This window comes from Candidatus Pantoea formicae (genome assembly GCF_011752625.1).
Taxonomy (GTDB): Bacteria; Pseudomonadota; Gammaproteobacteria; order Enterobacterales; family Enterobacteriaceae; genus Pantoea; species Pantoea formicae.
This window is the reverse complement of record NZ_VWXD01000001.1, coordinates 230405-245595: the sequence shown is the minus strand read 5'-3', so window position 1 is coordinate 245595 and position 15191 is coordinate 230405. Positions and strand designations below refer to the sequence as shown.

The following is a 15191-nucleotide window of genomic DNA, read 5'->3' as shown; positions in this document are numbered from 1 at the left end:
AAATGATGATAGTCACACCTCTCCGCTCACTGCAATATTTCCGTGTTCTTGCAGGTCAATGAATGATCGGCAATTTATCCTTTTTCCAAAATGAATAAAGGCGGCAATTGTGGCTCAACTCTTTTCAAATCAACGCGTGGGCAATTATCTGATTACGGCGATCAGCGACGGCACGATGAATGCCAGTCTGGGGCTGTTATCAGGCATTGAACAGACTACCGCAGAGACGATTCAAGCCCAGTCTGGCATCACGGCAGCAGGTGATATTCATATATACAGCTATCTGATTCGTGGTGAGGGGCGCACGATACTCATTGATAGCGGCATGGGCGCAATCAATCATATTGGTGGGGAATTGCCGGGCAACCTGTTGGCATTGGGAGTGGCTCGCGAGTCGATTGATACCGTTTTACTGACGCATGGCCATCCCGACCATATCGGTGGTCTACTGGATTCGGCGGGGCAGCCTGCCTATGTTAATGCCCAACTCTATTTGCACCCCGCTGAAGCCGCCTTCTGGTTAGATGATCAGCAACTGAAAGCCACCAACGAGCGCACGCAACGCAACGCCTTATTGGTACGCCGCACCCTGGATGCGTACCGTCCTTCGTTACACTTGATTGAGCAGGCCGATATTAACGCGAATATCCGGGCCATCAGTTTACCGGGACACACGCCAGGCCACACCGGATACCTGATTCACTCCGGTGACGAGCGTCTGCTGATCTGGGGCGATATTGTGCATTACCCGCACATTCAGTTAGCGCGGCCAGAAGTGTCTATTTCTTTCGATCACGATCCGGTTTTAGCTGAAACAACACGTAAAACCATTGTTGAGCAAGTTGTCAGGGATCATACCAAGGTGGCAGGAATGCATTTCGGTAAATCTGCTGCTTTTGGGCACATTGAATGTGATGCAACGACGGGATATTTATTGCGCGCGTAAGGGCATCAGGAGGCGGCACTGTGGAAATCGTTCACGGTGCCGCGCGTCAGCCCATCTTGCGTGGTAGCCGTAAGAAATGCCTCCAACAGCCCCGGAAAACGCGCGTTAAGATCGTCGCGACGCAGTGATAAGAGATTCTCGCGTCCTGAAGGTTTCTGCCAAATGACGCCACTGTCGCGCAGTACACGCCAATGGTGCGTAAGGGTGGATTTGGACACCCCTTTCAGCAGCGATCCGCAGGTGTGTTCACTGCCATCTGCCAGAATGCTGACCACACTCATACGCATAGGATTTCCGAGCGCCGCTAACACATTTTCCAAACGAATTTCCGCGCGCTGCGGGTGATTTTCCAGCATAACTGCCCCTTCTGTTCGTATAAACACGAAGTATCAGACAGCCAACCCAAGATGTACAGTGCAGCCACACGGCGTGCTAAACGAAATGAGACACCTCAATTTTGCACCCGGTTGCAAAAAGCGTTGCAATCGGGTGCAAAGATCAAACATAATCGTAACATCATAAAAACAGGGTTATTCGATGTCATTTGCATCATTCGTTTGTGCTTAGGTGTTTATTTTCAGTTGGCTTTCACGTTCAATGCAGGGATCTTCGTGTTCTCCCCTACGCAGGTGCTATGAATAAACCAACCGCAAAATCTCACAAAGCCACCGCGAGCGATGTGGCGCGTCTTGCTGGCGTCTCAAAATGGACCGTCTCTCGTGCCTTTACGCCCGGCGCATCGATCTCTGAAAAAGCACGCGAACAAGTGCTAAAAATTGCGAGTGAATTAGGTTACCGCCCTAACCTGCTGGCACGCAGCCTGTCGCAGAAGAAGACGCAGATCATTGGCGTGGTAATCGATGAGCTAAAAAATCCGCATTCAATGCTGATGCTTGATACGGTCACCCGCCAGCTACAACAGCGCGGCTACATGGCGTTGTTACTGAACATCGGCAGCGGCGAAAATTACAGCGCCGTGATGACGCTGGCAGACCAGTTGCAGGTGGATGGCTTGCTGTTTCTCGGCACTGTCTTGACCGATGATCTGATCGGCGTGGCGCGAGAAATGCACCAAATTCCGCTGGTGCAAGTGTGTCGTAACAATGACGAGCCGGACATTGATGTGGTGAACATCGACGGACTGCGCGCCGGTAAGCAGCTGGGTGAACTACTGCTGGCGCAAGGTTACACCCGCGTGGGTTACATGATGGGTCCGGAAACCAGCAGCCACCACACGCAGCGTCTGGAGGGCTTGCAGCTGGCCCTCAAGACAGCGGGACTGACACTGGAACTGTTGCTCACTACCGGTGTTTATTCTCGCGAGCGCAGTTATGAGGTGTTGAGTGAATACCTTAACGCGCAACTGCCCCAACAGCGCATTGAGGCGCTGTTTTGCGAGAACGACATATTGGCACTTGGCGCACTTGCCGCGCTTCGCGACCACGCAGGCAACACATTTATGGCCGTGGTGGGGTTCGATGATATCGATGAAGCCAGTTTACCGAGCTGGCAGCTAACCACCTTTAGCCAGCGTATAGATTTAATTGTCACTGAAGCCCTCAACCGGCTGATTGACGAACGTGCCACTCCGGGTGGTGTTTGGTCTCAGGGAGAATTGCGTATACGACGCTCTCACCTGAAGTCGTGAGGTAACAAGGAGGAGAGATGAAGTTGTCGTTGCATGGCGTTTCTGTCTGGTACAGCAATGCCGTCACTCAGTTGCGCATCGCCCACCAGACGGGCTACAGCGGGCTCGAGATCTTACCTGAACATCTTTATCGCTATCTGGATAACGGCGGCAGTTACGAAAAATATCGCGATCTACTGGCGAAATACCAGATTGACATCACCTGCATTAATGCCCTGAAACGCATTGGTCGCTTCCAGCCAGAAGAGCGCGCATCCATGCTGCGCGAAGCGGAGAAGATCGTACAGGCTGCAGTCGAACTGCGCTGCCCGGTGGTGCAAATTATGGCGCTGACCGAGTTGGATCATTTGCCGGAAGCCGCACGGGACGCCATCCTGCTGGAAAACCTCTGCGCCATTGCCGATATCGGCAAGCCACACGGCATCAAATTCCAGATTGAAGTGGTGGCCTTCACCGCCTTCAATTCACTGCAACACGCAATAGACCTGATCAAACAAAGCGGCAAAGACAATCTCGGTGTGGTGATCGACTTCTGGCATCTGCATGCCGGCGGTGGCACCACGCCCGAAGAGGTCGCGCGCATGGATAAAGATCTGATCTACGGCGTGCATTTCTGTGATGGACGTGCCGCCCATCCAGGCGAAGCCTGGGATGAATGGGTACAGCGTAATTACGCGCCCGGTGAAGGCGACGTCGATATTCCAGCCTGGGTAGCGGCGGTGAAAGCTACCGGATACAACGGTGTCTGGTCACCGGAATTGTTAAGCCCGCGTAACTGGGAAGATGATCTCTGGGATATCGCAAGTCACAGCATTGAAGATATGAAAAAATATATTAATTAAATAATAAAGGACACCTGAAAAACGGGTGTGCCGTGATGACATTTGGCAATGGCGGGAAAACTCCAGCCTGCGGAATCGCGTATTGATTAACAGCACACGTGCACCGTATTTAAATACCTTCTGAAAATAAATAATAACGAACACGGATTCGTCGTGGATACCTGCGTGCTATTTGGCACGGAGCGTCCAGGGTTTGAACGTCCGGAACGTCGTGCTCTGTCAATATTAATCTGCCGTGTCCATCCGATGATGGAATGATTAAGGGAAATAGATATGAACCGAAGAGAAGCGCTCTTTTCGCTCAGTGGTATCGTCGCGTCACTCGCGGTGGCACCACAGCTGCGCGCCAAAGAGCTGCACAATGTGCCGCTTGAAACCCAACTCAGTACTGACCATTTGCCGCAGCCCGCGTGGCAAGACGGTTACCAGGTACTCACCAACCCGCTCGACCGTCAAAATCTGCAGGCGATTTTTGATCGCTTAATCCCTGCCGATAAGCTAGGGCCATCAGCCAGTGAAGCGGGCTGTATTGAGTTCCTCGATAACCAATTAGCCGGTGACTACGGTTCAGGTGCCGCCCTTTATTTGCAGGCACCGTTGCATCCTGAAAACGAGGAGAAAATTATGGGCAGCCCACAATTTCTCTCGGCACCCAAGGAACGCTATTTAACCGGTCTGAAGGCACTGGAAAGCTGGGCACTGAAAAATCATCAATCTTCCTTCCATGCGTTGAATGCCGAACAGGTTGATGACTTCCTGACAAAAATGGAAGACGGAAAAATTGATTTAGGCGCAGATGTAAACAGCCAGGCCTTTTTTGAATTAATGCTGCAGAACGCCCGAGAAGGTTATTTGGCCGATCCAATTTACGGCGGTAATAAAAACATGGCGGGGTGGAAGATGATTGGTTTCCCTGGTGCCCGTTATGATTACCGACCTTATATCGAACGTCGCAATGAAAATCTGGCGCTTATTCCTGTCAGTCTGATTCCCAACGATTAATTAGCCGGAGCTGAGTCAATGTCATTAGTAAGAAATAAGGCTGACGTGGTTATCGTTGGTATGGGTTGGGCGGGTTCGGTAATGGCGGAAGAGTTGACCCGCGCCGGGCTGAATGTGGTGGGTATTGAGCGTGGTGCGTGGCGAGACACCTCCACCGATTTCCCAGTGGCGATTGATGCCGATGAACTGCGTTTCCACACGCGCCGCAAAATTTTGCAGCCGATGAGTGTCGAAACCACCACGTTCCGCAACCGCAGCGACCAACTTGCCGCACCGGTGCGCAACTGGTCCGCGTATCAGTTTGGCTGGAACGTGGGCGGAGCAGGCACACACTGGGCAGGAATGTCATGGCGTTTCACGCCGTGGGATTTTGAAGTCGCTACGAAGACACGTGAGCGTTATGGCGCCAAGCGCATGGCCGGTTTGCAACTGCAAGACTGGGGCGTGACCTACGACGAAATGGAACCCTTCTACGATCGCTTCGAACGTATTGCGGGGACTTCGGGTTACGCAGGCAACCTTCAGGGTGAAAAACGTGCGGGCGGCAATGTCTTTGAAGGCGCACGTCAACGTGACTACCCTACCCCGCCTCTGAAAGATACGCACTGGATGAGCAAATATCGCAAGACCGTCGAAAGCATGGGGTACCACCCCTTCACGGTGCCCGCTGGCAACCTGTCTCAAGCTTATGTTAACCCACTAGGCGTTAGCATGGGGCCATGCACTTATTGCGGTTTCTGCGATTTCCACGGCTGCGGTAACTTCTCCAAATCGTCGCCACAGGCCTGTATTTTACCGGTGTTGATGCGCCGTCCAAACTTCACATTGCTGACGGAGACAGAAGTCCTGCACGCCGTGAAGCATGAAGATGGCAAAACCGTTAAAGGCGTGAAATTTGTGACTCAGGATGGTGTGGAAGGTTTCCAGCCTGCCGATGTCGTCTGCTTCACCGCCTACCAGATGGATAACGTGCGCCTGATGCTGCTTTCAGGTGTGGGTGAGAAATACGATCCGCTCACCGGCCGTGGCACCATTGGTCGCAACTACAACTATCAGACTTGTTCAAGCGTGACCGGTTTCTTCGATAACGAATACATGAACCCGTTTATCGGCGGCGGTGCTTTAGCCGTGCAGATCGATGATTTTAACGGTGACAACTTCGATCATAGCAATCTCGATTTTATTGGTGGCGCGGGGATTATGGGCTTCTCCACCAATGGCCGTCCGATTCAAAACATGAACGGCCTGCGTCCCGGCACCAAACGCTGGGGAAGCGAATGGAAGGCCGGTTATGCACGTGATTACCAAACAGCGGGCACCATCTTCTGCCAGGGCACGTCGATGCCAATGCGTGATGCTTTCCTCGATCTGGATCCTAACTACAAAGATCGCCACGGTCAGCCATTGCTTCGCGTCACTTTTGATTGGAACCAAAATGACAAACGAATGGCAAATTACGTGACCGATCGCGCCATCAATATCATGAAGGAAGTGGGCGGGCAGCATCTGGTGATCGATAACCAATCAGAAAAAAGCTGGAATCCTTACATGCAGCACAGCTCGCATACTATTGGCGGCGCAGTCATGGGTGCCGATCCGAGTACTTCCGCGCTCAATCCGTACTTGCAAAGTTGGGATGCGCATAATTTGTTTGTGGTCGGTGCTTCGGCCTTCCCCAACAATGGCGGCTACAACCCAACCGTCACCGTGGGTGCGTTGGCGGTGCGTGCGGCGCAAGCTATCCACCAGAAGTACATCAATAATCCGGCACCGCTGGTGGGAGCATAAGCATGGCGAAGGCAAAGAAAATTACCTATACCCTCGCCGCGTTAGCCGTGGTCGCCGCCATTGGCGTGACCGGCAGAATGTGGGTGGTGATGGACAGCTCACGTTCAAATGTGGCAGATGATAAGGTCAAATTAGCCGATTTCCACAGCAGTGATGCGGATGCCATTAAACGTGGCGAATATGTGATGCGCCTGGCGGACTGCGCGGCGTGCCACAACGCGGATTTCTCAGGCGGCTACAAGATCGACACCCCCTTTGGTGCACTGCAAACTTCCAACATTTCACCCGATCGTGAAACCGGCATCGGCAACATGACGGAGCACGATTTCTTTAATGCGGTCCGTCAGGGACGCGGAGAACACGGCTTCCTTTATCCTGCGATGCCTTACACTGCCTATACGCAGATGAGCGATGCCGACATGCACGATCTCTGGGCCTATTTCTCCGCGCAGAAGCCGGTGAAAAATGCCATCGATGAAAACGCTGGCATGAACTTCCCGTATAACATTCGTCTCGCGATGGCAGGTTGGAACCTGTTGTTCTTTGATAACAAAGCGTTCAAGCCCCAGAGTGCGCAGAATGATGATTGGAACCGCGGTAAGTACATCGTTGACGGCCCCGCGCACTGTAGCGTGTGCCACACCGCACGTAATGCGTTAGGGGGAGAGATCAGCAGCCAGTATCTGCAAGGCGGCAACTTAGGGACTTGGTATGCACCTGATATCTCGCCGAATCCTCATGCTGGCATCGGAAAATGGAGCGATGAGCAGATCGCGGATTACCTGAAAACCGGCTCCAACGGGGAAAGCGTTGCGGCCGGTCCGATGGCAGAAGCGGTTGAGCACTCAACACAATATTTCAATGATCAGGACCTGAAAGCCATTGCCACCTATTTGCGCAGCCTGCCAGCTTCTGCAACGGCTAAGCCAACTGCATTTGTGATGGATAAGGCGAAACACGATCAGGCGGCACTGCGCTATGAGGTGGACTGCTCAGCATGCCATGGCTTGTCGGGCGAAGGTATCACGGGTATGGTGCCGGCTTTTGCTGGTAACACCGCGATGCAGAATGATCCTACCAACATGATCCATGCGCTGTTGGATGGGGCGCGAGCGCCACACACCGAAGGACGCCCAACGTCTGCCGGTATGCCTGCCTTCTCATGGAAGTTGAACGATCAAGAGATGGCAGATGTGCTCAACTACGTGCGCAATTCTTGGGGCAACGAGGCTGCCGAGGTGAAAGCCAGCGATGTTGCCACGCTGCGCAAAGCCACGGATGCGGGTGACAAAATCAAAGTTCCTGCGGTGAAGTAAGCTCTGTTAACGGGCGGCCCATGGGTCGCCCCTACAGACTCGTCAAGAATCAGCGCAGTAGTTGGTTAATCCCCCACAGCGCTAACGCATGATCATCTTCGGATGGCAAACCGCTAATGCTGACTGCACCTATGATTGCGCCCTGAGGACTGAGCAGCGGGAAGGAACCACCGTGATCGGTGTAATCCTCCTGACGAATATTGCGCTGCTGTGCCATACGTTCACCCTTATGTTCATTAAAAAACCCCACATACATGGAAGAATGGCCCGTCAGCAGCACGGTATTGCGTTTGCGACGCATCCACTCCAGATTTTCGGGGGCAGAGCCGGGCAATGCCGCCATAAACAGCACCTGTCCAAAGGCATAGACTTCGATGGCAATGGGTGCATTCATTTCACGACCACGCTCACGGATACTCTGGCCGATTTGCCACGCCAATTCGAAATCAAATTGCGGTAAACGGTGCTCTGCTTCTTGCTGCAGCAAGGTTTCTAGAGAAGGCAGTGCTGACATTGATAGAATCCTCTCAAAATGAAATTTATTTTCCACTTTTTATAACATGGAAGATATTTTTCGCACGTGATGAGGATCGCAGTTCAGAGGAGGGTTTAGCCTGAATCCCGAGGCACCATCGTAAAACCCATGTCGATGATCGGATTCTCTATGCGTAGATTTTTCAACCGCTTCAGTAATTGCTCAGCGGCAAGCTCGCCCATGCGATGTCGATCGATGCGCACGGTTGAGATGGCAGGAAAATTTGCCGCGGCGAAATCGAGATCGCCGAAACCAATCACCGCAAGCTCTTGTGGAATTTTCATACCGCGTGCCTGAGCCGCCATTAATGCGCCTTGCGCCAAGGTGTCGGAACTGCACACCAACACATCAATTTCTGGATGCTGATCCAGAAGTCGCACACTCGCCTCTCGACCCCGAGCCATCAATGCTGGCAACTGCACGGGCGCATCCGCCCGTGGAATGATGCCTTGTGCGGCCAACGCATCCACTAAGCCCTGCTTGCGCTGAATTGCGCGGCGGTCATCTGTCCAGATTAAGCCCGGTTTTTGATAACCTCGCTCAGCCAGATAGGCTGCCACGCGTTCACCAATCTTCTCATGGGAAAAACCCACCAGCATGTCGATCGGCGTGGGGGTCATATCCCAGATTTCCACCACCGGCACGTTGGCTTGCAACAAGACTTTTTTCAGCTGTGCGCTGTGATGAATACCGGTCAGAACAATGCCGTCAGGACGCCGGGATAACAGTGTGGCCACCGTTTCAGCTTCGGTTTCTGCGTCATAGCCGGTGACACACAGCAACATGTGATAACCCTGCGCACTCAGACTGTCATTCAGACTCTGAATGGTATCAACGAACATGTTGTTGTTGATTTGCGGCACAACTACGGCGATCAACCGGCTGCGATTGCTCGCCAGACTACCCGCTTGCGCGTTGGGAATGTAGCCCGTTGCGCTGATCGCCGCTTTCACTTTGGCCACCGTCGCTGGACGGACCTGCTGCGGTGAATTGAGGGCGCGGCTTACCGTCATCGGTGAAATACCCGCCACGCGAGCGACATCTTCCAGCGTTGGCGCGGCTTTACGTTCAGGATTGCGTTGTTTCATAGCAGCTCGGCGTACACACAGGTAGCGATAGCATATCAGGCCAGGACGGCAAATTCAGCGCGTATCATTATTAATGTTAGGGCTATCATTTTAATTTTTACATTGCCGGTTTTGTGATCGACGATGCATTAATGATTGCAAATTATGGCGCATAGTCTGCTTCGAAACAAAAATGTTAGCGCAATCATTTACAGGAGAACATCATGTCGAGTGTGAATTCCAGTGCCGTAAGCTATGCCAAAACACAGGGAGTGGGTAACGCCACCGAGAGCGGTGACCGCATCGTTTGGGTGAATTTGTCGCTGGCATTCTTGCCGCTGGCCACGCCGGTCAGTGATGCCAAGGTGCTGACCGGACGACAGAAACCCTTAACCGAAGTGGCGATTATCGTGGCGGAGATCGAAACGCGTGACGGCTTTCAGGGCATCGGTTTCAGCTACTCAAAACGCGCTGGCGGCCAGGGCATTTACGCCCATGCCTGTGAAATTGCGGATGCCCTAATCGGCGAAGATCCTAACGACATCGACAAGATTTACACCAAACTGCTGTGGGCGGGCGCATCAGTAGGCCGCAGCGGTATGGCGGTGCAGGCCATCTCGCCTTTTGATATTGCGCTGTGGGATATGAAAGCGCGTCGCGCCAAATTACCCTTAGCGAAATTGCTAGGCGCGCATCGTGATTCTGTGCAGTGCTACAACACATCGGGCGGATTCCTGCATACACCGCTTGATCAGGTAATCAAGAACGTGGCTATCTCACGTGAAAACGGCATTGGCGGTATCAAACTCAAAGTCGGTCAGCCAAACACTGCCGAAGACCTGCGTCGTCTTACCGCTGTGCGCCAGACGCTAGGCGATGACTTCCCATTGATGGTCGATGCCAACCAGCAGTGGGATCGCGAAACGGCGATTCGCATGGGACGCAAGATGGAGCAGTTCAATCTGGTGTGGATTGAAGAACCGCTGGATGCCTACGACGTAGAGGGTCACGCCGCACTGACTGCCGCACTGGATACGCCCATTGCCACGGGCGAGATGCTCACCAGCTTCCGTGAACATGAGCAGCTTATTCTTGGCAACGCCAGCGACTTTGTTCAGCCAGATGCGCCACGCGTGGGCGGTATTACGCCATTCCTGCAGATAATGGATTTGGCGGCGCGCCACGGACGCAAACTGGCGCCACACTTCGCGATGGAGATTCACATTCATCTCGCAGCCGCCTATCCCATTGAACCCTGGCTGGAGCATTTTGAGTGGCTCAACCCATTGTTCAATGAGCAGTTAGAACTGCGCGACGGCCGCATGTTGATCTCCGATCGTCACGGCCTCGGCTTCAGTCTTAGCGAACAGGCGCGCCGCTGGACCACGCTGACACACAGCGTGGGTAAACGCCCTTAGTGTGTCTTTGCGCTGGCGTGACCGCTGAGCTGAGCCTTCGCCAGCGTGCGCGCCAGAATCGAAGAGTACAGCGGCTTGCCGCCAAAGAACTGCGCGGCAAGCGTTGCACCCAAGCAGGTGATGATCATCGGCAAAATCAGCTGATAGTTGTTGGTCATCTCCAGCACCAGTACGATACCGGTTAAGGGCGCGCGCACCGAAGCGGCAAACAGTGCGCCCATGCCCGCCACGGCAAAAGTCGCGGCCTCCAGTTGATAACCGGGGAACCAGTGAATACAAAGCTGACCAAAACAGGTGCCTAACAAGGTTCCCAACGTCAGCATCGGCGCAAAGATCCCGCCCGGCGCGCCTGAAGAGAAGCAGCAAATTGTCACCAACGCCCGCAGAGCGAACAGACCGAATAACGCCAATGCGCTGTAACTTCCCGCAGAGAAATCAGGGATTAGCGTGATACCTCCACTCACGGCAGCAGGCAGAAACAGCCCAAGCACACCACACAATCCCGCCAGCAGGCTGCCCCACATCACCCAGGCCGCGATACGGCCTTGATGTAGTCGTTGAAATTGGTCCTGCGCCAGGAAGATCAGGCGGTTAAACGCTACGCCGCAGCCGCCAAACAGGATACCGAGCAACAGATACAACCAAAGCGTGTTGGTTGGCGCATCGCGCAACTGACCGATGTTGATGATGGCTTCATTACCGTTGCATAAACGAAATACGATGCTGGAAACAATCACGCCGACAAACACTGCTTTGATTGAAATCAGGCTGTAGCGAAACTGCGGACGCATCTCCTCAATGATAAACAGAATGCCTGCCAGCGGGGCGTTAAAAGCCGCCGACAACCCCGCCGCTGCCCCGGTAGCGATTAACGTATGACGGGATTCCGACGATTTAACGCGGAACAGATCCAGACACATGCCGCCAATATTGCCGCCGATCTGCACGGTTGGGCCTTCACGCCCCAGCACCATGCCTGAGCCCAGCGCCCCCATGCCGCCGAGAAACTTCACTGGCAGCACGCGCCACCAGCGCACCGGACGTAGCTCTTCCAGCGCGCCTTCGATTTCAGGGATGCCTGAACCGCCCGCTTCCGGTGCGAATCGCCGCACCAGAAAGTAACCAATAGCGCCGAGAATGGCAGCAACCAGAAAAGCACACAGGACTTTTAAAATCGGATGCGTGACGGCGTTTTCCAGCCACTCAAGACGTGAGTGCAGGATGAAATTCACCGCGCGGTCAAACGCAACGCCGACCAGACCGGTAAGCACGCCGACCAGTGCGGCGAGTAGCAACAACGCCACGGGGGTTTTATCGCGGCGCAACAGCTTTTGCAGCAGCATAAAACGCCCGGCGCGCATCGCGTTCTCAGGCTGAGTGGTACTTTGCGAAACAGACATGCAGATCCTCAATAACATCAGCGCCGCACTTCCAGCGACGAAAAACCGTCAGCATAGCCAAAGCTGGCAATCGCGTAACGCAATCATTGGCAACAGAATTTTACGGTTGCTTGGGCAGATCACCGTAATGCACCGCCAGCCACACAGTGGGGCCTTGGCTGTCGGTCCAGTTAACGCGATGGTGGCAGCCCGCCGGAATATCGATAAAATCACCAGGTAACAGTGTGCGTTCTTCGCTTTCTCCTTCCAACTGCAATCCAGCCGAACCCTGTAAAATCATCACCCATTCACCTTGCGTTTGGCAGTACCAGAAATCCGGCGGACTGGCCTGTCCGGTTGAAACGATACGTTCAATCAGTACGTTGGGTTGTGATAGCAGTGCTTCGAAGGTTTCAGCGCTGCCGCTTTGCGCCGCTGACGGAAAATCACGCAACAGATTGGTGAACATGATATGAGTCCGATGTTTTTGCTGGATTTATGCACTGTAACGCAGGCTTCACCCGGAAGCCTCACAGAATTTTACGTCGCCCGTTGACGAGTTAAGGGCAAATCACCATGATCCTGGCCTTAAAGATCATGCTGTCTCAACTACCGCACTTCGATTGCCATACTCTTTATAGCGCAGCTGATAGCGGCTTCATGGCTTGAGAAACGCACAATGCATCACGCCGCAAATGTATTTGAAACGGAAAAACAAGAAAATTGGAGCCATCTGGTGTCAGAACTCACAAATGGATTGCTGGAAGAAATCGTCGCTGAAGTCCGTCCGTTAACGCGTCAGGGCAAGGTGGCCGACTACATTCCCGCGCTGGCCGGTGTAGACGCCGATCAGCTCGGCATCGCCATTGTCACGCCCGATGGGCAGCACTTTCAGGCTGGCGATGCGTCAACCCGCTTTTCCATCCAGTCCATCTCCAAAGTGCTGTCGCTAACCGTCGCGCTGACGCTGTATGACGATGCCGAAATCTGGCAACGTGTCGGTAAAGAACCGTCTGGCCAAGCCTTTAACTCGCTGGTGCAGTTAGAACTGGAGCAAGGCAAACCGCGTAATCCCTTTATTAACGCTGGTGCGCTGGTGATGTGTGATTTGCTGGAAAGCCGCTTGACCGCCCCCCGCCAACGTATGCTGGAGATTGTGCGCCGTCTGGCTGAGCAAAAAGACATCAACTACGACCGTGTCGTGGCCCGCTCTGAGTACGAGCATTCCGCAAGGAACGCGGCGATCGCCTGGCTGATGAAATCTTTTGGCAACTTTCATAACGATGTCAGTAAGGTGATGGAAACCTATTTCCACTACTGCTCGCTGTCGATGAGTTGCGAAGAGCTGGCGCAAACCTTCCTGTATCTCGCTAATCAAGGGCGCGGTCAGCAAAACGAATGGGCGGTGATCTCACCTCGCCAGTCGCGTCAGGTGAATGCCTTAATGATGACCAGTGGCATGTATGACGGCGCGGGAGAATTTGCCTGGCGCGTGGGGATGCCGGCAAAATCGGGCGTTGGCGGCGGCATTGTCGCGGTCATCCCTGGGGAAATGAGCATCGCGGTGTGGTCACCGGCGCTGGACCACTCGGGTAACTCACTGGCAGGCACCGCTCTGCTGGAAAAACTCACAGAGCGGTTGGGAAGATCGATTTTTTAACCTTTAACTCAGCACGTTTTGTGCTTTGCCTGCCGCAAAAGCGGCAAGATTGCCTTCGATGCCCTTGAGTAAGTTGGTGACGCCCTGCTGGCTTGCCCAGGCAATGTGCGGGGTCAGTAGCAGATTGGGCACATTAGACTGTAACAACGGATGGTCTGCGGCAGGCGGTTCATGGGTTAAAACATCCAGTGCCGCCCCAGCAATAACGCCCTGTTTCAGCGCCTGTGCCAATTCCACTTCATTGATCAGCCCACCACGTGCAGTGTTAATCAGCCACGCTGACGGCTTCATCTGTGCCAAGGCTTGCAGGTTGATCAACTGCTGAGTTTGCGGCGTTAATGGACAGTGCAACGTTAAAACATCACTGCGCGCCAGCACCTCGTCAAAGGGTACATAACCTGCGCGCGGCTGAGAACTGCCTTTACGGTCGGCGTACAGCACCGCCATGCCGAGCGCTTGTGCCATTGTCCCCACCGCGCTGCCGATATCACCCCGACCAATAATGCCTAAAGTGGCACCGAAAATATCCTGAATGGGCTGGCGATGAACGCAGAAGTGCGATGATGTCGGCCAGACGCTGCACGTGCTGTTGGCGTAATCCACCAGATGGCGGCGTAATGCAAACAGCGCGGCGATAACACTTTCAGCCACACTCCGCGTGGAGTAGCCCGGCACATTGCTGACCACAATACCCTTTTCACGACAGGCATCAAGATCGATACAGTCATAACCTGTGGCGGCCACACAGATGTAACGTAGATCCGGCAGCTGGCGTAGCGTTTCCGCACGCAGCGGGATTTTATTGGTCATCGCAATATGCGCACCGCGCAGGGCGGAGACAATCTCACTGTGCGAGGTGGATCCCCTAATGTCCCATTCGGTACACCATTCAGGACGTGTAGGGGATTGTGGCAACGTGTCACCATCCAGCATCACTATTTTCATCGCGTCTCCGTTTTATTGTTTCCGTCTTGTTCTTATCAGGTTGCATTAAGGTTAACAAACTCAGGGCATTCAGTGACTTTTTTCAAAAGGTGCGAATTTTTTGCTTATTAACCTGAGTTTCTTTAACCCTTCTGCGGCAATAGCGTTACACTTCGGCCTCTTTTGCTGAATCATTTCGTACCAACCATGACGTATTCAAATCAACTTCGTCAGCGCCTGACTGCCTGTGTCGCCATTGTGGCGGTGCTGCTGCTGTTTGTCGCGCCGATAGTGTCGAAAACGTTGATGGAACGGCAAAACCGCATGATGAATATGCCGTCACACGGCATGATGTCTGGGATGTCGATGCATCATCATGAAATGATGATGGATATGGCGATGCCAGGCATGGACCATCACTCGATGGACGACGGCGAATTCGCCTGCGGCTATTGTGATCTGCTGGTGCACGTACCGCTGATGATGTGGGTGTTTATCCCGCTTCTCTGGCTGACGATGGTGATATCACGCGCCCCGCCGCTGCCGCGTCGGGTGGCACCGCTGCTCCGCCGCTACAGCACGATTCATCAACCGCGCGCGCCACCGGCTTTTCTTCCCCGCTGATTAAAACCTAAAACGGCCCAACCTTGGGTTGCGCCACGGCAT

15 protein-coding genes are annotated in these 15191 nt (G+C 53.7%); 9 read left to right on the top strand and 6 right to left on the bottom strand.

The genetic code is table 11. The features are described from left to right. Nucleotides 1–106: 106 nt before the first annotated feature. The gene (locus F3J38_RS01265; RefSeq protein ID WP_370661715.1) at nt 107–946 is read left to right on the top strand and encodes an MBL fold metallo-hydrolase; all 840 of its coding nucleotides are present in this window, start codon (nt 107–109) and stop codon (nt 944–946) included. A gap of 5 nt (nt 947–951) precedes the next feature. Here the strand turns inward: F3J38_RS01265 and F3J38_RS01260 are convergent, their stop codons facing one another. Further along, nucleotides 952–1302 carry an ArsR/SmtB family transcription factor gene (locus F3J38_RS01260; protein WP_167134372.1) on the bottom strand — a complete coding sequence of 117 codons (351 nt, stop codon included), beginning with the start codon at nt 1300–1302 and terminating at the stop codon, nt 952–954. A 278-nt stretch (nt 1303–1580) separates the two neighbouring features. On the opposite strand from F3J38_RS01260, the gene F3J38_RS01255 reads away from it, so the two are divergent. The 5 genes from F3J38_RS01255 (at nt 1581) to F3J38_RS01235 (ending at nt 7542) form a co-directional block, all read left to right on the top strand. Then, a complete protein-coding gene (locus F3J38_RS01255; RefSeq protein ID WP_167134370.1) occupies nt 1581–2594 on the top strand; it encodes a LacI family DNA-binding transcriptional regulator in 1014 nt (337 codons plus the stop codon). Between the two features lie 17 nt (nt 2595–2611). Further along, on the top strand, nt 2612–3436 hold the full coding sequence (locus F3J38_RS01250; RefSeq protein WP_167134369.1) for a sugar phosphate isomerase/epimerase family protein: 825 nt from the start codon (nt 2612–2614) through the stop codon (nt 3434–3436). 273 nt (nt 3437–3709) lie between these two features. After that, nucleotides 3710–4438: a gluconate 2-dehydrogenase subunit 3 family protein gene (locus tag F3J38_RS01245; RefSeq protein ID WP_167134367.1), complete on the top strand. Its 729-nt coding sequence runs from the start codon at nt 3710–3712 to the stop codon at nt 4436–4438. A gap of 18 nt (nt 4439–4456) precedes the next feature. Continuing rightward, nucleotides 4457–6226 (top strand): GMC family oxidoreductase, encoded by a 1770-nt coding sequence (locus tag F3J38_RS01240; protein ID WP_167134365.1) that lies wholly within the window; start codon nt 4457–4459, stop codon nt 6224–6226. 2 nt (nt 6227–6228) lie between these two features. Beyond that, nucleotides 6229–7542: a cytochrome c gene (locus F3J38_RS01235; RefSeq protein WP_167134363.1), complete on the top strand. Its 1314-nt coding sequence runs from the start codon at nt 6229–6231 to the stop codon at nt 7540–7542. Nucleotides 7543–7591: 49 nt separating this feature from the next. Here F3J38_RS01235 and F3J38_RS01230 read toward each other — a convergent pair whose 3' ends face one another. Both F3J38_RS01230 and F3J38_RS01225 read right to left on the bottom strand, forming a co-directional pair. Then, entirely contained in the window at nt 7592–8056 is a 465-nt protein-coding gene (locus tag F3J38_RS01230; protein ID WP_167134361.1) for a heme-degrading domain-containing protein, read from the bottom strand. A gap of 95 nt (nt 8057–8151) precedes the next feature. Beyond that, nucleotides 8152–9165, bottom strand: a complete 1014-nt coding sequence (locus F3J38_RS01225) for a LacI family DNA-binding transcriptional regulator (protein ID WP_167134359.1) — start codon at nt 9163–9165, stop codon at nt 8152–8154. 200 nt (nt 9166–9365) lie between these two features. Here F3J38_RS01225 and F3J38_RS01220 point away from each other — a divergent pair, with 200 nt between their 5' ends. Next, on the top strand, nt 9366–10562 hold the full coding sequence (locus F3J38_RS01220) for an L-talarate/galactarate dehydratase (protein ID WP_167135537.1): 1197 nt from the start codon (nt 9366–9368) through the stop codon (nt 10560–10562). Here the strand turns inward: F3J38_RS01220 and clcA are convergent. Both clcA and F3J38_RS01210 read right to left on the bottom strand, forming a co-directional pair. Continuing rightward, complete coding sequence (clcA, locus tag F3J38_RS01215) at nt 10559–11962, bottom strand: H(+)/Cl(-) exchange transporter ClcA (protein ID WP_167134357.1); 1404 nt, start codon at nt 11960–11962, stop codon at nt 10559–10561. The genes F3J38_RS01220 and clcA overlap by 4 nt on opposite strands. A gap of 100 nt (nt 11963–12062) precedes the next feature. Further along, complete coding sequence (locus F3J38_RS01210) at nt 12063–12410, bottom strand: cupin domain-containing protein (RefSeq protein ID WP_167134356.1); 348 nt, start codon at nt 12408–12410, stop codon at nt 12063–12065. A gap of 264 nt (nt 12411–12674) precedes the next feature. Between F3J38_RS01210 and glsB the strand changes: the two genes are divergently transcribed. Beyond that, the gene (gene glsB / locus F3J38_RS01205; RefSeq protein ID WP_167135535.1) at nt 12675–13601 is read left to right on the top strand and encodes a glutaminase B; all 927 of its coding nucleotides are present in this window, start codon (nt 12675–12677) and stop codon (nt 13599–13601) included. 3 nt (nt 13602–13604) lie between these two features. On the opposite strand, the gene F3J38_RS01200 is transcribed toward glsB, so the two are convergent. Further along, complete coding sequence (locus F3J38_RS01200) at nt 13605–14546, bottom strand: D-2-hydroxyacid dehydrogenase (RefSeq protein ID WP_167134354.1); 942 nt, start codon at nt 14544–14546, stop codon at nt 13605–13607. A 186-nt stretch (nt 14547–14732) separates the two neighbouring features. Here F3J38_RS01200 and F3J38_RS01195 point away from each other — a divergent pair, with 186 nt between their 5' ends. Then, complete coding sequence (locus F3J38_RS01195; RefSeq protein ID WP_167134352.1) at nt 14733–15149, top strand: DUF2946 domain-containing protein; 417 nt, start codon at nt 14733–14735, stop codon at nt 15147–15149. Nucleotides 15150–15191 lie beyond the last annotated feature (42 nt).